The sequence below is a fragment of the Lactobacillus sp. UBA5813 genome (assembly GCF_002417895.1).
GTDB classification, from domain to species: Bacteria; Bacillota; Bacilli; order Lactobacillales; family Lactobacillaceae; genus Lactobacillus; species Lactobacillus amylolyticus.
Map to the genome: position 1 here is coordinate 88,770 of NZ_DICZ01000017.1, position 21,997 is coordinate 110,766.

At 37.5% G+C, this 21,997-nt stretch carries 15 protein-coding genes, 1 pseudogene and 1 CRISPR repeat array; all 16 genes and pseudogenes read right to left on the bottom strand.

Features of this window, described 5'->3' with window-relative positions; genetic code table 11:
• Window positions 1-209: 209 nt before the first annotated feature.
• Entirely contained in the window at window positions 210-1,109 is a 900-nt protein-coding gene (dnaI, locus tag B2008_RS03535; RefSeq protein WP_281829652.1) for a primosomal protein DnaI, read from the bottom strand.
• Between the two features lie 10 nt (window positions 1,110-1,119).
• Window positions 1,120-2,463 carry a DnaD domain protein gene (locus B2008_RS03540; protein ID WP_281829650.1) on the bottom strand — a complete coding sequence of 448 codons (1,344 nt, stop codon included), beginning with the start codon at window positions 2,461-2,463 and terminating at the stop codon, window positions 1,120-1,122.
• A complete protein-coding gene (gene nrdR / locus B2008_RS03545; RefSeq protein WP_281829649.1) occupies window positions 2,463-2,933 on the bottom strand; it encodes a transcriptional regulator NrdR in 471 nt (156 codons plus the stop codon). Before nrdR ends, B2008_RS03540 begins: the two co-directional genes overlap by 1 nt.
• A gap of 2 nt (window positions 2,934-2,935) precedes the next feature.
• Window positions 2,936-3,538: a dephospho-CoA kinase gene (gene coaE, locus B2008_RS03550; RefSeq protein WP_006351605.1), complete on the bottom strand. Its 603-nt coding sequence runs from the start codon at window positions 3,536-3,538 to the stop codon at window positions 2,936-2,938.
• Window positions 3,535-4,365, bottom strand: coding sequence for a DNA-formamidopyrimidine glycosylase (gene mutM, locus B2008_RS03555; protein WP_281829647.1), 831 nt, complete (start codon window positions 4,363-4,365; stop codon window positions 3,535-3,537). Before mutM ends, coaE begins: the two co-directional genes overlap by 4 nt.
• Window positions 4,366-4,374: 9 nt before the next feature.
• Window positions 4,375-7,038, bottom strand: coding sequence for a DNA polymerase I (gene polA / locus B2008_RS03560; protein ID WP_281829645.1), 2,664 nt, complete (start codon window positions 7,036-7,038; stop codon window positions 4,375-4,377).
• A gap of 697 nt (window positions 7,039-7,735) precedes the next feature.
• A complete protein-coding gene (gene cas2e, locus B2008_RS03565; protein ID WP_281829643.1) occupies window positions 7,736-8,596 on the bottom strand; it encodes a type I-E CRISPR-associated endoribonuclease Cas2e in 861 nt (286 codons plus the stop codon).
• Window positions 8,596-9,540 (bottom strand): type I-E CRISPR-associated endonuclease Cas1e, encoded by a 945-nt coding sequence (gene cas1e, locus B2008_RS03570; RefSeq protein WP_281829641.1) that lies wholly within the window; start codon window positions 9,538-9,540, stop codon window positions 8,596-8,598. Before cas1e ends, cas2e begins: the two co-directional genes overlap by 1 nt.
• Before the next feature lies 1 nt (window position 9,541).
• Entirely contained in the window at window positions 9,542-10,198 is a 657-nt protein-coding gene (cas6e, locus tag B2008_RS03575; protein WP_281829639.1) for a type I-E CRISPR-associated protein Cas6/Cse3/CasE, read from the bottom strand.
• Entirely contained in the window at window positions 10,198-10,914 is a 717-nt protein-coding gene (gene cas5e / locus B2008_RS03580; RefSeq protein WP_281829637.1) for a type I-E CRISPR-associated protein Cas5/CasD, read from the bottom strand. The genes cas6e and cas5e overlap by 1 nt, the downstream gene beginning before the upstream one ends.
• Complete coding sequence (cas7e, locus tag B2008_RS03585) at window positions 10,914-11,984, bottom strand: type I-E CRISPR-associated protein Cas7/Cse4/CasC (RefSeq protein WP_281829635.1); 1,071 nt, start codon at window positions 11,982-11,984, stop codon at window positions 10,914-10,916. The genes cas5e and cas7e overlap by 1 nt, the downstream gene beginning before the upstream one ends.
• On the bottom strand, window positions 11,984-12,586 hold the full coding sequence (gene casB, locus B2008_RS03590; protein ID WP_281829633.1) for a type I-E CRISPR-associated protein Cse2/CasB: 603 nt from the start codon (window positions 12,584-12,586) through the stop codon (window positions 11,984-11,986). Before casB ends, cas7e begins: the two co-directional genes overlap by 1 nt.
• A gap of 23 nt (window positions 12,587-12,609) precedes the next feature.
• Window positions 12,610-14,310 carry a type I-E CRISPR-associated protein Cse1/CasA gene (locus B2008_RS03595; RefSeq protein WP_281829631.1) on the bottom strand — a complete coding sequence of 567 codons (1,701 nt, stop codon included), beginning with the start codon at window positions 14,308-14,310 and terminating at the stop codon, window positions 12,610-12,612.
• Window positions 14,303-17,098, bottom strand: coding sequence for a CRISPR-associated helicase Cas3' (gene cas3 / locus B2008_RS03600; RefSeq protein WP_281829802.1), 2,796 nt, complete (start codon window positions 17,096-17,098; stop codon window positions 14,303-14,305). Before cas3 ends, B2008_RS03595 begins: the two co-directional genes overlap by 8 nt.
• Window positions 17,099-17,217: 119 nt before the next feature.
• A CRISPR array of direct repeats spans window positions 17,218-19,261; the repeat unit is 28 nt; unit sequence GGATCACCTCCACATACGTGGAGAAAAC.
• A 162-nt stretch (window positions 19,262-19,423) separates the two neighbouring features.
• On the bottom strand, window positions 19,424-20,683 hold the full coding sequence (gene purD, locus B2008_RS03605; protein ID WP_281829629.1) for a phosphoribosylamine--glycine ligase: 1,260 nt from the start codon (window positions 20,681-20,683) through the stop codon (window positions 19,424-19,426).
• A gap of 12 nt (window positions 20,684-20,695) precedes the next feature.
• Window positions 20,696-21,778, bottom strand: a pseudogene (gene purH / locus B2008_RS03610) (bifunctional phosphoribosylaminoimidazolecarboxamide formyltransferase/IMP cyclohydrolase); the annotation flags it as partial.
• Between the last annotated feature and the right edge of the window lie 219 nt (window positions 21,779-21,997).

The following is a 21,997-nucleotide window of genomic DNA, read 5'->3' on the forward strand; positions in this document are numbered from 1 at the left end:
CCAAAATTCAGACTAGCGTACGTCTAGCCTCTCGTATGAACTGATAAAGGAGCTCACCCATTTTATTGTATTTTGGGAGCGAAAGAGTCGGGACGACTTTCTAATGAAGAACTTCCAGAACTAGGTTCTTCTCTCTGAGACGAAAGTCGTCATATCTCTTTCATCAACTGATATTATACGCGCTCCCATTTTCTAATCAAGTCCTAATTTTAAATTTTTCTGCGATTTGGACCAGAAACAATAACTTCTCTAGCCAAAAAGCGAATCCGCTGCATAATTCTCGCAGCTTTAACCTTATCTAAACTATTTTTTGTTTCGGCAAAATGCTCTTCTAAAGTCTCCATATCAAGATTGGAAGAGAAGAAAGTAGGCAAAACATTGTCCATTCTTGCCTGCAAAATTACGCCTAAAACATCATCTCTAGACCATGGACTTAATGTTTCTGCTCCAATATCATCTAAAATCAAAAGATCGCATTCCGCAACGCGTTTAATCTCAGCTTGCAAACTATTATCTTCAAAGTGCCTTGATAAGCCTGCAATAAAAGTCGGTACATGCAAAAAGATTACGTTTTTGCCGCTTTTGGCAACTTGATTTGCCAGTCCAGCCAAAATATAGGTCTTTCCTCGGCCAAAATCGCCAGAGAGATACAGGCCTTGCTGATGAGGATTCTTGCTATATTTTTTCAAGAACTCACCAATCTGGGTTAGAACTTCTTTTCGTCCCTTATCAATCTCAACCTCACTCAGACGGACATCATGCAACCGTTCAGGCAAATCGATTAGCTGTAAATGCGCTTTGGTGTTTTTTTCCTTATCTGCTTCAATTTTTTCAGCAGTTGGCCGGTAGCGAACGTCGATCACCTTGCCATTTAAGAAGAGTTCGGGCTCATAACCCGCCATCACCTTATTGGGATCCTGCAGCTGTGAATAAAATTCGAATAAATTCGGCATGGAAGTTTTGACCATGTTTTTATCAATTTTATTCTTATTTTTAATTAAAAAATCTCGTACTACAGGATTATGCAGAATCTCTGTTTGCAACTCGCCTTGATCGCCCAAATTGCGTTTTTTCACGATTTTATTGATCACATCACCAATCGGTTGCATTATTACTCACCTACTTTGATCCATTCTGATCTTCTAAGTTCTTGAAGAAATTCTTTAAATCTTCTGAATCGACATTGGAATCTGTCTTGGCTTTTTTCTTGCTCCAATCAGTTCCCTTTTCAACGTGCTTAGGTTGATTATAGCCATAGCGTTGCGGCTTTTTGCTCCGCTTTTCCTGTCTTTTCTCCAGATATTGCAACGCCTGCGGTGCCGATGCAATACCATGCTGCAGCCAATCATTGGCAATCCGATATGCCAAATTGGGCGATACCATTGAATCGTAAGTTAAGCAGGCATAGACCAAAATGTTGATCAAATCGCTTGGCAGGCCATATTGGCTGCGCAAAACATTCAGAGTCCGTTTTTCGCCTGGACTTGCAAAACCGCCCTTATCAGCTTTAATTTGATACAGAAATTCAGCCGGTGACATCTGAGTTGCGTCTTGCAGCAGTTTTTGCTTATCAGTTGATACTTTGACTGGTCTTGCCTGATTGCTATCCTGTGTTAATTCATGATTAACCTGTTTACGGGTATGGGAGCTGCGGTAATTTTCGGCGATCAAATTCTCTATTTTCCGCAAGTCCAATTCCTGTTGACCGTGCAAACTAGGCAGGCTTTCATCAATAAATTCTTGTTCGTCTAAGCCATAGGTCTGCATTACGCCCAAGATCTGCGCCTTCTTATGATCAATTTCAGAACTTGGAATGCTGTAACGGGCAAATTGATCCTTCATAAAGCCCCAGTCAACATGATCGTTTTGATTAACTTCTGCGGTTTTTACCTTTGGCGCCGTATTTTCTTGAGCTGCTTGGATTACTTCTGTTGACGGATTAATTGCTTCATCCCCCGGCAGACGAAAGACTTCAATAAATGAAGCCGAAATATCGCGAGCATTTTTGACTTTTTTTTGTCGACTTCTGGTTTTCTTGGCAAAATAATGACTTAAACTGTGAAAAGCCGTGTTGCCAACCTTTTCTTTCAGCAGACTAGCCAATAGCTGCGTAGAAAAAAATTCTTGTGAGCTAGGAACTTTTAACAATTTAAAGGCCAAAACCTGATTAACAACATTATCAACTAAGTAAGTCTGAACTAATCCGACAGCTTCCAACTTGTGCAAAGAGCGGAAAAGCAACTTTAAATTGCAGTCCAGCTGCTCTTGTAAAGAATAGATTCCCTGAGCATCTGACAAAATGGAATATGGATTAAAATTTTGAATCAAGGTTTGATATAAAGCAATTGCTGTCGAACCAACCAAGGGTTGATAAAGTTTAATCAGAATTTGCTCATCATCTGGAAAAAGATCAATTTGATTCAGCACATAAAAGGGCTGCTTGGGATCAGCTGTCTCAAACATTAATTATTATCCTTCTCTCGTTTGGCCATCATGTCTTCCATTGTTTTCATGAAACTAGACATATCTTTAAATTCACGGTAAATCGAGGCAAAACGAATGTATGCAACATCGTCAATATTAGCCAAATCATCCATCACGAACTGGCCAATCTTCTTGGATGAAATTTCGCTTACGCCTTGCTTTCTGATTTTATTTTCAACATCGTCCGCCAAGTGTTCGAATTGTTCACTGGAAATCGGACGTTTTTGTCCTGCCGCCATTACACCATGCAAAATCTTTTCCCGGTTAAATGGCTCACGGGTACCATCATTCTTGATAACTAATAATGGTGCGGTTTCAACTCTCTCAAAGGTAGTAAAACGAAAACCGCAATTTTCACACTCGCGCCGACGTCTAATTGCACGATTTTCATCACTTGGACGCGAGTCAATCACACGTGAAGAATTATGATGACAATTTGGACATTCCATAATTATCCCTCTGCTTCAACTTTCAATAAGATTTCTTTTAATTTCTCTTCTAATTCATCTATTGTACCAGTATTATCCACTACAAAGTCCGCCTTGGCAATCTTTTTTGCTAATGGCATTTGACTGTCAATTCTGGCTTGCGCTTGACTTTCAGTTAAATTATTGCGTTCCATCAATCGCTTTAGCTGTAAACTTTCAGGCAAACTAATCACTAATACGAAGTCACACAGCCTTTGGCCCCCTGTTTCATATAGTAAAGGCGCATCAAAAACGACAATCTTTTCTGCCTGTTCGCGATACTTGTTTAGCTTATTTACTACTTCTTGATAAATCAGGGGATGTGTTATTTCATCCAACCGCTGCATTTTTTGCGGATTATGAAAAACAATTTCTCCGAGCCTTTTGCGATTAATCTTTTTGTCTGAATCCAGAATTGCAGACGAGAACTCTGTCACAACTTCGTTATATCCCTGTTTGCCTGGATCATAAATATGATGCGCAATTTTATCGGAATCAACGATTGGAATATGATGTTTTTTAAAGAAATTATCCGCGGTGCTTTTACCTGTCGCAATTCCACCGGTTAAACCTAAAACTAAAGTCATTGATAGTTCACCTGACAATGTGGACAAAATGTGGTTCCACGGCCATTAACTTTGATTTTTTCAAATTTATTGCCGCAGTTTGGGCAAGCCTCGCCGACATGACCATAAACCTGCAGCATTTTTTGAAATCCGCCTGCATTACCGTTAGCATCCAGATAAGTATGGACTGTAGTCCCGCGCATTTTAATAGCAATGGAAATTTCATGATTGATCTTCGTGTGCAGTTCTTTTACTTTATCTTCTGGAATTTTTGAAGCAATGCTTAGCGGGTGAATTTTGCTCTGCCATAAAACTTCATCAACATAAATATTGCCTAAACCAGCAACGATTGATTGATCAAGCAAAGTATTTTTTATATTTTTATGCTTGCGCTTTAACTTGGCAATAAAATAGGCTTCCGTAAATTCTTTAGAATTAGGCTCATACCCTAATTTGCCAATCCCTGTCGTTTGCCGTTCTGTCCCGGTTAAAATCAGCTGCATGCGGCCAAATTTGCGGACGTCGTTGTAGCGAAGCGCCGTGCCATCCGTAAATTCAAATTGCACGTGGTCATGCTTATCTTTAGGCGCATCAGGCGTAGTTAAATGATATTTTCCTTCCATACGCAGATGCGATACAATCGTCAAATTATCACTCAATCTGATCAAAAGATATTTGGCATAACGATCAATATCTAAAATCTTTTTGCTTGGCAGCTCATCAATAAACTGTTGGTGATCGGTAGCGACTATTTTGGGATACCAAAGGGTCACTTTTTTGATTGTTTTTCCTTTAACTAAAGGAATCAAAGTTCGTCTAACTGTTTCAACTTCCGGCATTTCTGGCAATTAAATCACCTACTTTGCATCGTACCAGTTATGACCCCAACCAGAGTCAGCAATTAGTGGCACATCAAGTCTGACGGCAGATTGCATAACTTCTGGCACGATTTTCTTCATTGTCTCTAATTCATCTTTAGGAACATCAAAAATCAATTCATCGTGAACCTGCAACACCATCTTGGCCTTCAAGTGCATTTCTTCAAGCTTCTTTTGCATATTAATCATCGCAATCTTGATGATATCTGCAGCTGAACCTTGAATTGGTGAATTAATTGCTGTTCTTTCCGCAAAATTTCTGACATTGAAGTTCTTAGCATGGATATCAGGCAAATAGCGACGGCGGTGCATGATGGTTTCAGCATAGCCTTTGTCACGTGCTTCTTGAACTGCTTTATCCATGTAATCCTTGATTTGAGGATATTGTTCGAAGTAGTTGTCGATAAATTCTTGAGCACGTTTTCTAGAAATGCCTAAGTTCTTGGACAAACCGTAATCGGAAATTCCATAAACAATTCCGAAATTAACTGCCTTGGCATGACGACGCATCAGTGGCGTTACCTGATCAGGTGAATCCAAGTGGAAAATCTTCATGGCCGTATGCGAGTGAATATCGTATCCGGTCTTGAAGGCCTCTTGCATGTTTTGATCGCCAGAAACGTGGGCCAAGACACGAAGCTCAACTTGTGAATAGTCGCAAGAGAAGATGTAGCCGTCTGGTTCACTTGGCACGAAGGCCTTTCTGATTTGCTTTCCTTCTTCGGTGCGGGTAGGGATATTTTGCAAGTTAGGATCCACACTAGAAAGTCGACCAGTTACAGTCAAAGTCTGCAAGTAACGTGTGTGCACGCGGCCATCTGGTTGGATAACATCAAGCAGACCCTTTACATAGGTAGATTGAATCTTGGCAATTTGACGGTAATCCAAAATTTCACTAACGATTGGACTTTGCGTCTTTAATTGATCCAAGACTTCAACTGAAGTTGAGTAACCAGTTTTGGTCTTTTTGATGACTGGCAAACCAAGCTTTTCGAACAAAATGTGACCTAGTTGCTTAGGTGAATTCAAGTTGAACTTTTCACCAGCTTGGCTATAAATCTTGTCTTCGAGTTCCTTCAATTGAACGGCAAATTCATTTTGCAGTTGAATCAAGGTGCTGGCTTCAACCTTCATCCCGTTCATTTCCATTCTGGCTAAAACGCACGCAGTTGGAATTTCGATTGTTTCAAATAGGTCGTCTTGTTCATGATCCTTGAGCTTTTCAAGCAGTGGCTTCTTAAGTGATTCGATAGCATTGATCTTAGAAGCTAAGTGGTTGAATAATTCATCATCGTCATCAGGGATGTGCTCACTCTTACCTTTGCCATAAACTTCGAGGTCGGTCTTAACAGAGTAATCACCATAAAGATGGGCAATTTCACCAAGGTCGTTAGAGTTATTTTCATTATTGATCAAGTAGGATGCCAAAAGCATGTCGTAATCAAGGCCGTGAGTGTGAATGCCCAAACGATGTGCAGCAACCATTGTTCTCTTCAGGTCAAAGACATTCTTCTTAATCTTTTCGTCTTCTAAGATGTGCTTGATATTATCTTCTTCAAGCAATTCCACGTCTCTTGAAACGTAGATCTTGTCATTGATCTTCAAACTGAAGCCAACAAAAGGAGCTAGGTGATAGTTGGCACCAAGCATTTCTAAGTAAAATTCAATGGTATCAGCTTCAGTAGCTTTAACATCTTTAACGTTGTCGTCGTTTAAAACGATGTATTCTACTTTTTCAACTTCAGTACTATCTTGACCAGCACCTGAAGCATTTAGGTCAGCTAAGAACTTGCGGAAGTTAATCTTTTCGTAGAATTGACGCAGCTTTTCATAATCAACTGGCTGACGTTTTATATCATCAATATCCAGAGTTACCGGTGAATCACGGTCAATCGTGGCAAGTTTCTTAGCTAAAAAGGCCTTGTCTTTATCGTTGATCAAATTTTCCTTTAACTTGGACTTCTTCATTTCGTCGATATGATCGTAAATACCTTCAACGGAGCCATATTCTTGAATCAAACGTGAAGCAGTTTTAGGGCCAACTTTTGTAACACCAGGATAGTTATCGGAATTATCCCCCATCAAAGCCTTCATATCAATGAATTCAGTTGGAGTGACGCCGTTAACTTCCTTCATATGTTCAGGTGTGTAGGCTTCAAGTTGAGAAACTCCTGATTTGGTTACTTCAACAGTAGTGCTTGGAGAAGCTAGTTGAGTCAAGTCACGGTCACCAGTCACGACAGTAGTAGTAAAGCCGTTCTTCTCACCTTTATCGACAAAAGTACCAATAATGTCATCTGCTTCGTAATTCTTCAATTCATAAGTTTTAATACCCAAGTCATGAAGCATTTCTTGAATATAAGGCATTTGCTCGAGAAGCTCTTCTGGAGTTTTCGCACGTCCGCCTTTGTATTCGCCGTACATTTTTGTTCTAAAAGTGACTTTTCCTGCATCAAAAGCTACCAATACGTGGGTCGGATCAACGTCTTTTAAAAGGACATCGAGCATGTTCTTAAAAGCGTAAATGGCATTGGTATGCAGGCCGTCTGGACTCTTGAAAGATTCTAGTTGACGATAAAGAGCGTAAAAGGCTCTGAAAGCTACAGAGTTACCATCGATTAGAAGTAATTTTTTATCTGCCATTTTATTCTCCTTTTATAAAAATTGTTCTCTATACTTACTTATCTATTTTACCAGTTTCGGCAGTAGTATTTCAGCATGTTGTTTGAGGGAAAAGAAAAAAGCTCCAATTGGAGCTTTTGGTGAATCCTTCTTTCACTGTATCAATGTACCTCCACTTACGTGGAGAAAACCACAGTTTGAGAGTATTGAAAATAGCAGATACAGGATCACCTCCACTTACGTGGAGAAAACCTATTAACGCGGGATATTTGATTTAAAGCATTAGGATCACCTCCACATACGTGGAGAAAACGCTGATTACGGCACAGACTCAATTGTCTACAAGAAATCACCTCCACATACGTGGAGAAAACGCATTTGAATATTTCTAAGAAGAGATACATTTGGGATTACCTCCACATACGTGGAGAAAACTTCCCCTAGCACCACAATAATAAAAAAAGAACAGGATTACCTCCACATACGTGGAGAAAACTGCTCGAATTTAGAGGAAGTGATCGAAAGCATTGGGATTACCTCCACATACGTGGAGAAAACGTCTTTTCTTTTCTTCAAAGGCAGCCCGATTTAGGATTACCTCCACATACGTGGAGAAAACTAAAAAATCCTTGATATAGCGCTATTTATTAATTATAAACACATCGTTTTTTATCACTTTTATTTAGTAATCAATAAATATAATTTCCTCAAAACTAAACTATATCAATTTTTTAGCTAAATCTAAAGTCGCAATAGCATCACTTAAAGCGTTATGCGGATGTTCATTTTCGATCTTAAAATAATTTAAAACTGTCTCAAGTCTGTAATCATTCAAAAACATATTTGCTTTCTTAGCAACAGGCATTATATCTTTAACCGAATTAGAAATATGATCTTCACCAATCTCATCTAACGCATGATTCAAAAAATCAATATCAAATGAAATATTATATCCAATTATCAATGAGTTACCGATAAAATCCTTCAATTCTCTCAAAGCTACGGAAACTTCAGTACCATTTCTAACAAGTACATTATCACTTATACCAGTTAAAGCTGCGACTTTCTTAGGTATCTTAGATTTACATTTTATCAATCGACCAAAATTTTCACGTTTTCCATCAATACTTTCTTTCACGGCTCCAATAGAAATAATTTTATCTTTATTAACATCAAGACCCGTAGTTTCTAAATCAAGTGAAACTATCATCTTAGGAGTCTTCGCATCAGAAAGTTTCTTTTTCATTATCTTAGCTTTATGAATTTTTGCAGCTTTACTAAAACCGTATTTTTCTGATATCCGATTATCTGTTACAGCTTTAACTAAAGGAATACCATCACAATCAATGACTTCTATGTCCGATCCTGTTGTCCTAAAATCATAACCTAGTTCATTATTTGTACTATAAATTAATGTTGCCTCACCGGAACCACAATTTTTTACAATTTTATCCCATAACAAATCACGAATTTTAGAGTTGAAATTTCCTACGTAAACGCCAGTTTGAACCTTTTGACACCACTTAGTTAAATCTCCTCTTAAAGACGCTGGAACTTTACTTAAAGTAATTACTATCATTATTTACCATCAAATTCACGATATTGAACTCCATATTTTTGAAGTCCTTCTCTATCATCCCAAAGTCCCATAACCACATGAATGCTGTCATAATCATCAGCAATTCTTAACAGATCTTTCAAATCTTTTACCATTTGCTTAATCAATTTTCCTTGATGAAATGCATCCCTCATAGCTCTTCTTGTTCTATCTGCGATATCATCATCTCCATATTTAGCAACCATATCAAAAGCTATAGGGATTGAATATTTGGCTTTATACAAATCGGCAAAATCATATACAAAAGATAAATCATGACCTGTATGGATAAAGCCAAGTGCTGGAGAAGCTCCTAAGGCTACGATTACGCTATAACAAAGTCCATATAGCGCTTGATGTGCTTCGGTTAAAGCCTTATTAATAGGTGTAGCAGAATTAAAATCATCAACTCTATATTGCCGCTTTTTCCAAGCTACACCCGTTCGTTTAGATTCATCTCGATAAACTTTACGAATTCTTGCCCCTTCTTTGCCACGAAGTTGTTCCATGGTTAAATTGGAAAAATTTTCATCAGGGAAACGCATCTCATACATCTTACGCACCACGGAGAGCCGGGATCTGGTATTAGAAACTAATTTAGCTTGCGATTCAATAAAGCGGGAAGAGTGATTAAGAGCACGTCCATGCGCATACTGACGGACTCCACACTCCCCTACCCAAACAACTGACATTGCTGAATCACCTATTAATTCCATAGCACGATGAGTAACATTTACTCCTGGACCTAACATTAAAACACTAATTAAAGCTGCCGGGACAAAAACCGTACCCTTACTATCAGTCACAGTTACTGCGCTATCTTGTTTATTTAAATCAGCATGTTCAATATACAGAAAGGTTATCCTATCTTCTACCCTAGCAAGTTCAGTTAATTCAGGCTTTTTTGCACCCATGCCTTTTTTCATTTTAATTTATCGGTATGACGGTTATTAGCCCCATGCCGTACGCTTTCTCTCTACCAATTCCTTGCTTAAGTGCTTCTTTAAATTTATCTAAATTAGTGATCTTAAGAATACCCTCATAGGTAACCTGCTTTAAATTTATGGGTTTACAGCCCTTGTGATATAAAGCCGCTTCTTTTTGAGAAACTATATCTATGTTGTACATACCAAGATTATTTTTTATAATTTCAAAACCATTTGTTGTCATCCGATTAAATAGCCAATCTTTCAAACGATCTCTCATATTCTCGCCATTTTTCTTATCTTCAGGCATTACTGCTTTAATCACTTTACCGCCATGTCTCACCACCGGATTAGCAGTTAAACGAAAGCGCATAATTTGACCTTCTTTTAAAGAATTAACATAGTGATCATAATTAATAATTTGCGCAGAACCAGGTACACCATATTTTTCTAGATTCTTTACTAACGGCTTTTTAGGACTTACCAATAACAAATATCTTCTATTTCTTAATTGATCTATCCGCCATAAGTGTCTAAATTGTGATTTTTCCTCATCAGGAAAGCTTTCTTCAACCCAGCCATGATATGCAGCTAGATTTGTCAAATCCTTATGCTTACGGCGATTACTATCATCAATTTCAACTCTTGATAAATACATCAGCTTTCCTCCTTTACCACTTTAAATGCATCATGTTCAGTGCTATCAGCGTAAGGATTTAATATCTTCTGACGTTCTCTAACAATCGCACGATACCCATGGCTACGATTTTTTTGATCAAAACTGGTTACTTTGTCTTTCACTAAAAAATTAGGTTGATCAGGAACTAAATCTGCATCAGCAATAATTTCTGCAAAATAGTATGGATTAGATTTCAACCTCTTCTGATACCATTTTTGAGCTTTCCAAGGAAGCTGTTTTAAAACTGTCATTGGATCATCATCATACGCTTTCATTATTAATGGTCCTGCAGGTGGATTAGATCTTCTACCCAAAAACAGTTGAAACTTAGGATGCTCTAATGCAGTTTTTATACGAGCAATTTTTTCATCATCTGAACCTATTGCTACAGTGAATACAGCATCTTGCAGATATGATCTATATGTAACTTTTTTAGTCTTAGATGATGAGGTTTTTTGATACTCTACAACCTGAAAATCTGTCATAAATTTACCTGGCTGATCTATCCTGACAGCTAATTTCAAATTATTCAGATCATTTATTCTGCTGTCATCTCTACGATAACCCAAAGCTGCCGCAATCATACCAATAACTGCACTCTTAGATGGATAATAATTACTTGTTCTTCTATTAAAAGTTGCTTCATTACCATATGACTGTAAAGGTGCAGTTAATCTGATAACTAGAGTTTTCATTATTCATCGTCTACCTTTGCACTAACAGTTTCGGAAACTTGATTAATTAAATCTGAAATATTATCCACTTTATCTTCTAGTCCAGAATCCTTATTAGTTAAGATAAATGTTGCAAGTGGTCTTTCAACAAATTTTTGCGTATCGCTATATTCTTTCTCTAATCTATCAATTGATTTCTGCACATAACCATCTCGAGATCTTACCGGTTCTTCAAAAGCGGAAACTAGATTTACAGGTGTATCTTTACGTAAAGTAATCATTGCATATTGTGGGACCGTCTTATTGGCAAAAGTGCTTTCTTTTCCTGTAGGCATTGTCATCAAAAAGTCTTTAATAAACAACTCGATTCCCTTAACTGCCAAATTTTTATTGCCCAAGTTTTTAATTAACTCTTTTACATTTACATTAGCGTATCTATATAAAGTAGAAGAATTGTATTCAATTGTACCGAGCATTGCTGAACCTGCAGTATCTTCAGGTTTTTGATCATCAACAGCAGTAAAGTAGTCATACTCAGGGACAATTTCATGAGTAGAAACAGCATGTGCTACTTGGCAAGAAGCATCAACATTTAAGGATGGATCATCTGCTACCATTCGACCAAATAATGCCAAATCCAATGAGTTGTCACCAGACAAAGCCTTTTTTACTTCTTTAACATCCATTTTCTCATTATCAAGGGCATACTTTGCTAACTTGTCAATTTGTCCTTTGCTAATTAATAGTAAAGCTTTAGTCTGATTATCCTTATCGGTCTTAATCTTTGCATCCTTAAAAATTTCCAATGCCCTTTTTGTTGCATCTTCTAAGCCTAAATCAGAATCTAAATCCATCATTTTTTTAGCTATCATTTTTGGTGCATCAAGAGTTCTATAGCCTTTAAGCCAATCAGCATTATCCGTCTCCTCTTTAAATGCAATTCTTACTGCACGCTTCCAGCTTTGTGAAGAAACTCTTGACCGTGTAACACCACCATAAATTGCAGTTTTAGGTGCACCAGTATCATCACGATTAATATTTGAAGAAGGTACGCTTTGTAATACATTGACGTCTAAATATAAATTGCTCATTATTTATCTCCTTTTTTATTTTGTTCATTTCTATTGTCATGCCAGTAGTATTGTCTGCCCCATCTTAAGCAAACTTTCCGTGCATTTTCAAAACTAAACTGAAAATCATACAGATCTCGAGCTAACGCTGCAAAGTTTAAAGTCTGATTACGATCATGGCTCTTTAAAATTTGAAGCAAATGGATAATTGAATTCGAAACACTGCTAAAGTTTGTACTTCCAAGTAAAAAACTCATTCGTCTATCTAATGCATCCCGCAGTTCGTCGCTTTGACTTAGTTGAGCTAGTGCTTCAAAAATACTTTTACTTGAATCTGAGGATTCATTAACATAATGATTATTTCCTTGTTGGTAAATTGCATAACAGCGAAGTGCCGTAAAAACTGCATTTTCAGCATACGTTGGAGTTCCGTCAATACTCAAATCATTTTTTGGAAGTTCTGAAAGCATTATTGGCATTACAGCTGTTGCTTTCTTGCTCAATAAAGAGTTGGAACCTCTCAGGCTAGCCAAAGCTCCTCTATTAAAATTTCCATTATCATAAAGTTTGGTTTCTATAATATTGTTGGTTATCCTGGCTATTTTCCAATCACCTTTTACCATTCTCAAATCACCTTCCTTTTTAACTAACTTGCCAATATATGTTTGGTTTGCAAAATAAAACGTTGATAATAAGTAAAAATATTCTCTTTATCTTCATTATTTTTACCTACTTGTATTTTTTTGAGTTGAAAATCGTGAGGAGATGAATCTTGTAATAATCCATTAGCTACATCTCTAGCAATCGAACTTACTTCATTTTTCCACTCATTTAGCTTTTCAGTTTGCAACTGTTTTATATCCAAACTTGCAAGCCAATCTAAAAATGGACGATTCAGTCTTTCATAAAAGATTGCGCTTTGCTCATTGGTAAATTCATTTTTACTTGACAGATTTCTAAAAGTTGCTACATTTTGAGCGAATCTGTAGTAATAACTACCCACTTTTTGAGTTAAATCTACCATATCTTCAATACGAACAGGCCAAGCTCTGGTTTTATCATCATCAAACAAAACCGCGGCATTTATTCTTATTCCATCAATAAACTCTGCTGCCGGAGATTGTGAAGTTGGATTTCCATCGCTTACCATCGCTACACTAATCAAACTGATGTAGCGATCCTTAGATAGGATTTTTTCTTTCTTCAAAAATTGTAGCCACGTTACAATACCAGGAATCTTTTGATCACTTTTTATTTGAGATTCCATCTTAATGTAATGTCCAAAATTTCTCCACATTGCTTTATTTAGTGAACCTAAATATTGTGATTCAGGACGATAAGTATTAGTCTTCTTATCAAATTTCCAAGTGGTCATTGGCTCAATATTCTCGATATTATTACCACTTAATTCAAAACCTGGTAAAGCTGCCGTAAAGATCACAGGTTGATTATCTTTCCATTCAATATGAAGAACTCTCGACCAATTTGTGTATATTTCAGCACGATTATTAGGAATAGTACCATTTAACCGATCTTCAATATATGTATCTCTGTCAAATTCCCATACCGGAATTTGATCTACGTATTGATTTTCATCACCTAAAATCGAATTTAACATTAAGGTATCGAACAAGTCTTTGCCTTGTGCGAAAACTGGATTAATACTGTACAGCCAGCCTTTGGAAGCCGAAAACTTTTCTTTTGAATTGATTTTAGTTTTATCCGTTACACCTGTGAAGTTTTGGTATGTAATTAACCATCTCACTAATTCGCCTAAGCTGACATGATCCATTTCTTCAGAAGAAATTGGAGAAAATATTGCTCTACTATTATTACTTTCTGAAACTGTGCGCCTCATTTGTTTAACAGCTACAGTACCTTTTCCCTTGCTAACTGCTTTAGTTGCTGGAACCAGTTTGTCATATTCTTCTCGAGTAACTTGATAAAATGGTGTTTCTTCGTCAAATAAATCAAATTCATTTGAATAAGCCTTTAAATAATCAATTACTACTGGAGAAAAATGTCCCTTTTGATACAAAGTCTTCCAAGTTTTTAATTCAGCTTCTCTTGGATTTTGAATTACACCTAACACTTCAAAAGTATTGCTGTCTACTTCTAACCCATCATAAAAATTTCCATCAAAATCACATCGTGAATATACCGATGTCAAGATTGCTAGTAAGAAACGCATAATCGCTAAATCTTGTGTTTTCATTTCACCGGCTAATTGACGATAATTAGCTATGTTTTTAAATAATTCTTCTAAAGATACTTCTTGTTCTTTATTCTTCTTATTTATTACTTTAATCCACGGTTGAGTAATCAAATTAAAATGTTGTTCAACCATTTTCCATCACCTTCTCATAACTTAATCCCATTTTAGATGAATACTTTAAATGATATTGATTTAATTCAGCTTCATTATTTTCATCTAAAACTAGCGCAATACTTTGTTTTAACCACTTATCTTTTTGCCAATTAGGAAATGAACGTATTGTATTCTGCTCTAGGAAACTAATTGTGTCATTAATATTAGGGGTGATTGCTGATGGTAATCTGATTAATTGTTGAGCAATAATCTCACTAGTTACAGTTTCACTATTTAACCTCTGACCATTAATCAAACAATAGTCATTTTTTACCTTTTTAAGCAAAACAACTTCAATAGTTTCCTTTATATCTCTTACAGACGCTGTAATTTCATTTTCCGTCAATTCTTTTCCACTACTATCTAACCAGCCATGAATAGTTTTATTAAAAGCAGGTTCATCAATTTGAAAAGTAGAAGCCTTAATCTTTTCATTTTGAGTATGTTTAATAATTTTTTTAAGATCTGGTTTTGAATCTAATGATGCTGAACTGACACGTGAACGTCTCCTACGAGAAGTTCCCGTTAAAGAATATTTCATTAAATTTTTGGAAACCTCGTCGTAAACTCTTTGCACTAATTTTGAGATATCAGTAGGAATGGAAATTATATTTGGTAAGTAATGATCTGTTAGTTTTAAGATATATTTTTCATAAATAGACTCATTGCCTTCACCATAATCATCTGGTCCATTAATTCCCATAACATAAACTTTGGATTGAGTTAAAGCTCGGGGGCGTGAAATATCATGACGATGCAGACGACCTATTCTTTGGAAAATTAAATCTATTGGCGCAATATCAGTAAAAAGAACATCAAAATCTATATCTAATGATTGTTCCAAAACCTGCGTACCAATTACAATCATTTTTTCTGGTCTTTTAGCTCCTTTGCCGACTTTCCTTTCTAATTCGGTTTCCAATTTAGCTCTGTCTTCTGCCAGAAAAGATGAATGCAAAATCATTGACGGAATATCATCAGGAATTAGCTTTTTAAGAGCTTGTGCTCGTTTAACAGTATTGACAACAACACCAGCTATTCCACCATCTTTAATCTCAGACACAATTTTATTAACTGTGGTTTGATCGTCCGCATTAAAGCGAACAATATCGACTTTTTTATCTTTTTTTGCTTTTTCAAATTTATCAAATTGAACTAATCTTGGTCCATCAAGATATGTTAACAGTGGATACGCTTCGTTATTCTGCCAATCATTTTCTGATTTTAAGCAAAAATCTTTACCATATTTACCTCTTGCGTAACTTTCAATTAGTTCTTTTCGTTTTTCTTTTGGCAAAGTGGCAGATAATGCAATTACTGGCACGTGATAAGCTCCAAGCCATTCAAGTGATTTACTTAGGTAGGAAGACATATATGTGTCATATGCATGAACTTCATCAATAATCACGACTTTCCCACTAAAACCTAAATGCTTTAGAAATAAGTGTTTTTGCTTTAGTGACATTAAGAGTAATTGGTCAATCGTTCCTACCGTGAAATCAGCTAAAATTGACTTTTTACCAGAGAACCATGAGTTAACTGTTACATCGCCAGCATCCGAATCACAAATTGATTCAGCTTCAGGCAAATTACGATAAGTATGGTTAAATTGAGCCTTAGCGTGCATCAACATTAGGTCTAGTTTTGATTTTTGTTTTTTAGCTACAACACCTAACCATGAATCTACTCGATCAAACATCGCATTAGATGTAGCCTGAGTGGGCAAACCGAAAAATAATCCATTTTCCCCCGCTGTGTTAGCAGTTTGTTGTGCCGCCAACATACTGATTTCAGATTTACCAATTCCAGTTTGCGCTTCAACAATTATTATTCCTGGATCAATAATCTTTCCTATTTCTGTAGACATTTTCAGTTGCACAGGTCTAGGTGTAAAGCCCCAATACTTTTTATAGTAGGCAGTTATGTCATTAACATTCTCTGCAACCCATTTATCAGTAGCTTTCCAAGTCAAAATTGCATTTTGAAATCTTGATTGTTCGTCAATATCATAAAATCCTTTATCCAAAGGAATCAAAGAAAACATAGGTTGACCATTCAGGCTCTGGCATGACGCAAGCCAATCTGCCATTATCAAGAGTCCTTCAAGAAGAATAGCTTGTGGCTGTGTAACTTTAGGAACTTCTGACAGACTTTTATAACCTACTTCTTCCAATCCAAACTGAATTAGTTCATCTTGAACTTTCTTCCAGTGATCTTCTATTTCAAGATTATTAATATCCTGATAAAAGTTTTCCGGGTAAACGTCTAATTGATCATCTGGTGTAAAGAATTTAGACTGTGGCTTACCATGGTGACCACCGATAATTGCACCTACAGATTCATTGAGACCTTTACTTTCTAAAAGTGCTTCTCCAGCAATGGTATGGTGGCTAGCATGTGGGGATGGTAAATTGGCTTCATCGATTTGTTCAAAACCATTTCTTAAGAGCTTTTCTAAGATTTCATTATCCAAATCCTCATTTCTATTAAAGGATTTTTCTCTTTGAAAGGCTGGTATAGCTTTAGCAATATCATGGAATTGACCCAAAAATCTTACTAAACGTAACGTCTCTTCTTCCGACAGAGTTTCATACAGAATTTGTCTTTGACCATTGCTTAGCCAATTATTAAAAAGAAAGTTTATTACATGTCTGGTGTCAATCAAGTGTGTAACTAATGGCAGCCATAATTCTTGACCATCATCATTACTTTTCTTACCCCAAAGTGACAGAACATCATTTGATAATTTAGTAACTTTCTCTACTATTTATACCACCTCTTTCAACTTATCCTTTTATTAGATCGATCTTTATACATTTTATAAAGAAAGCGCTTTTATGTCTAATATAAAAATATCAACATATAATATTTATTCGATGAAATATAAATTAACCTCCACTTACGTGGAGAAAACCACCCACAACATGCTCTTTTGGGTGTAACACTCAGGATCACCTCCACATACGTGGAGAAAACTAATTGATTTTCAAAATTGTGTAGACGATACTGGGATCACCTCCACATACGTGGAGAAAACCTGTAGCTGTCTAGGACTGCATTAATTGCATCGGGATCACCTCCACATACGTGGAGAAAACTCTTCCCGAGGATTTTGACGGTAGTTTCAAGCAGGATCACCTCCACATACGTGGAGAAAACATATCAAGATTCAAACAGACGGAGAGTATCTTGGGATCACCTCCACATACGTGGAGAAAACTGCTTGATGTATTGCACTGTAGCATCATCGACAGGATCACCTCCACATACGTGGAGAAAACCTGGACTTAATAGAGATATTAATTTACAAAGTAGGATCACCTCCACATACGTGGAGAAAACAGTTGGATAACGTCACCTTTAACAATGTAATTAGGATCACCTCCACATACGTGGAGAAAACTAGAAAGCTAGATTTGGACGACGTTATTGACTAGGATCACCTCCACATACGTGGAGAAAACTATATTTACTTAATAGGTTAATTAAATAGTCCAGGATCACCTCCACATACGTGGAGAAAACACTAAGTAATTATTTAACAAGGAAGGTTATAAAAAATCACCTCCACATACGTGGAGAAAACCGGAAAAATCTTTGATTATTGCAAAGTAGCTGAGGATCACCTCCACATACGTGGAGAAAACTAGATTTCAGATGCACGGTAACTGACAACGATAGGATCACCTCCACATACGTGGAGAAAACCTTATATCTACAATGTTGAATGAATAATAGTCAGGATCACCTCCACATACGTGGAGAAAACCTAATGATTGGCTTCAAATTGCCGGCTATGCTAGGATCACCTCCACATACGTGGAGAAAACCGATTGAAGCCATAAAAGGTAGCTTTTTTAATGGGATCACCTCCACATACGTGGAGAAAACTGTGATATTTATGTAGAAAATGTTAACTGCCTAGGATCACCTCCACATACGTGGAGAAAACCTCCGTGACCGATCTTGTAGTTAATACCTGCGAGGATCACCTCCACATACGTGGAGAAAACGCAATAAATAGCAAAATAATCAATCTAATAATAGGATCACCTCCACATACGTGGAGAAAACAAAATTTTTGATCCATCGTAATACTCTCCTTCAGGATCACCTCCACATACGTGGAGAAAACGTATCAACGCCGGTGGCAGGCATCGACACGCTGGGATCACCTCCACATACGTGGAGAAAACTCTAATTTTGTCATACTTTCAGTGTTTAGCATAGGATCACCTCCACATACGTGGAGAAAACTAACTGAGGTCAGCCTTTTCAACCATATCCTCAGGATCACCTCCACATACGTGGAGAAAACAGACTCCCACCAACTTGTTAGGTTTAATAATGTAGGATCACCTCCACATACGTGGAGAAAACGCGGTATAGTCATCTGTATTAATAATGTAAGTAGGATCACCTCCACATACGTGGAGAAAACAAAATTAATTTAGTAGCTGATTTTACTGAGCCAGGATCACCTCCACATACGTGGAGAAAACGAAATATTGTTGCAACGGATTCCCACCAACTTGGGATCACCTCCACATACGTGGAGAAAACATATTAAATAAAAAAGGGATGCCCCCTTAGTTAGGATCACCTCCACATACGTGGAGAAAACTAAAAATGGCAAAAATAGCGATTATCCTAATGGGGATCACCTCCACATACGTGGAGAAAACCAAAAAGGCTCACCAATTAAGGCAAGCCCTTTAGGATCACCTCCACATACGTGGAGAAAACCGTGCAGCCCTTTGTAGCTGTTGGTAATGACTAGGATCACCTCCACATACGTGGAGAAAACGTATCGATCGATTAAACCGTCGAGAAAGCATCAGGATCACCTCCACATACGTGGAGAAAACCTCAAAGGACCCCCGAGATGATGAATTTTACTTGGGATCACCTCCACATACGTGGAGAAAACACTTAAAAAATCCCGTCATAAAGCCATTTTGAATTAATTAAAAGCTAAAATTTATTCACTTTATATTTTATATATTATTAATTATACCAGCGTATTTTTTATCAATCAATTCTAAATCTCACTCACAACAAAAAAGCCCCAAACGGGACTTTCTTCACACATCTAATCTCTCAAAGCACGATTGCCAATATCATGGCGGTAGAAGCAATCTGGCAGATCAAGCTTACTCAAATAAGAATACACATTATCCTGCGCCTGAACCAAATTGTCGGCTTCCGAAATTACCATGAACAGGCGGCCACCATCACCTATCAGATTATCCAAATTACCTTTCACGTTGGCATAATCGATATAAGTATTAGTGCCGTGAGGCAACTTGCCGATCTTCACATTAGGTGCCGGATGCGTTGGATAGCCTTTGCTGCAGACAACTACGCCTAACACTGAACGATCATTTTCTTCAATTTCAGGCAGCTTTTCATGATTTACCGCTGCGTCAATCACTTCCGCAAAGTCGTTTTTAATCCGAGGCAAAACAACTTGAGTTTCCGGATCGCCCAAGCGGACGTTATATTCAATGACCCTTGGACCATTTTCTGTCATCATCAAACCGATGTATAAAACACCGCAATAATGATAGTTTCCTTGAACCAATCCATTCATCGTTGGCTTCACGATCTCGTCGATCATTCTTTGACGATCCTCTTTTTTCAGCTGTGGCAAAGGAGAATATGATCCCATGCCACCAGTGTTTGGACCCTTGTCGCCATCGCCAACTCGCTTATGATCTTGCGCCATTGGCAAAATGGTGAACTGATCTTCAGAAACAACCACAAACATTGAATATTCGGGACCAACTAGACATTCTTCAAGGACCACAGCAGTTTGACCACCAGCAAACATTTCCTTAATCGTTTCTTGAGCAACAGCCTCATTTTGAGCAACGGTTACGCCTTTACCACCAGCCAAACCATCTTCCTTGATCACCACCGCATATGCAAAATCCTTTAACCCGGCAATACAGGTTTCAGCGCTGGTGAAAGTTTCATGGCGAGCAGTTGGAACATCATATTTGTTCATAAAGCGCAGAGCGTAATCCTTTGAGCCTTCTAGTTGGGCTGCTCTTTGGTTAGGACCAAAAATCTTTTGTCCTACCTTTTCAAATTTATCGGTAATGCCAGCACAAAGGACATTTTCTGGTCCAACAAAAGTCCAATCAACATGCTTACTTTTGGCAAAATCCAGCAGACCATCAAGATCAGTTTCTTCAATTGGCACGGTTTTAACACCGATCGTCTGCATCCCCACATTGCCCGGTGCACAATACACAGTCTTAATATGTGGGCTCTCCTTCAGCTTTTTCGCCACGGCAAACTCGCGTCCACCCGAACCAACAACCAATAAAACTAAATCATCTTTCATAGTTCTCACCAATTAGTGTCTAAAGTGACGGTAACCTGTAAATACCATTGCGACGCCGTATTTATCGGCCATTTCAATTGAGTCTTTATCACGGATAGAACCACCTGGTTGAACGATCGCCTTGATGCCATGCTTTGCCGCATATTCCACACAATCATTGAATGGGAAGAAGGCATCTGATGCAAGGACTGCGCGGTCATCAATGGCATCCCCAGCATGTTTAATCGCAATCTTAGCGGAATCGATTCTGTTAGGTTGACCAGCACCTACGCCAAGAGTTCTTTCATCGTTAGCAACCACAATCGCATTAGATTTAGTATGTTTTACTGCTTTCAAGGCAAACATCATGGTCTTAAGTTGTGCTTCAGTAGGTTGAGCCTTAGTTACAACCTTCCAGTCGTCAGTATTTTCAACTAAAGTATCTTGTTCTTGCTGCAAAATACCACCCATAACGGATACTACTTCTGGGCGAGTCGGCTCATTTTCCTTATCGAAGTCTAATTCAAGCAATCTGACATTCTTTTTCTTTTCCAAAACTGCAAGTGCATCGTCGTCAAAGCCTGGTGCAATAATGATTTCTAAGAAAATCTTGTGCATCTTTTCGGCAGTAGCCAAATCAACTTTTCTTTTTAAAGCGATCACCCCACCAAAAATTGAAACTGAATCGGCTTCATATGCACGGTCCCAAGCTTCTTCAAGACAGTCACCGCGGCCGATGCCACATGGGTTCATGTGCTTCATTGCAACAACAGTTGGTTCATCTTGGAATTCACGAATGCAGCGGAGTGCTTCATCATCATCCTTGATGTTGTTGTAAGAAAGCTTCTTGCCATGCAATTGATGTGCTTGCAAAATTGAAAAGCTCTTTGGAATTGCATCTTCGTAAAGCCATGCTTTTTGGTGGGAGTTTTCACCGTAGCGCATCTTTTCTTTCAGATCATAAGTCAAAGTCAACTTTTCAGGATCTTCAAGGCCAACTTGCTTGGTTAGGTAATTTGCAATAATGGCGTCATAAGCGGCAGTTGCTCTAAACACCTTAGCTGCTAGTTTTGCTCTTGTTTCAAGCGTGGTGTTACCATTTTCCGCAATTTCTTTCTCTGAATTAGTCAAATTAGTTTCATTTTGTAATTGATTAAACAACATTTATATTTTCCTCAAATCTAATTTGCTATTGATTACTAAAATATACAAAAAGCCCTACTTTTATAAACAATATTATAATATACTGCTCATCTAAGTAGGACCATATCTTAAAAAATAATTTTCTTTATTTTATAATTACACTTTTAAAAAGACTAGCAATGTAAGGACAAT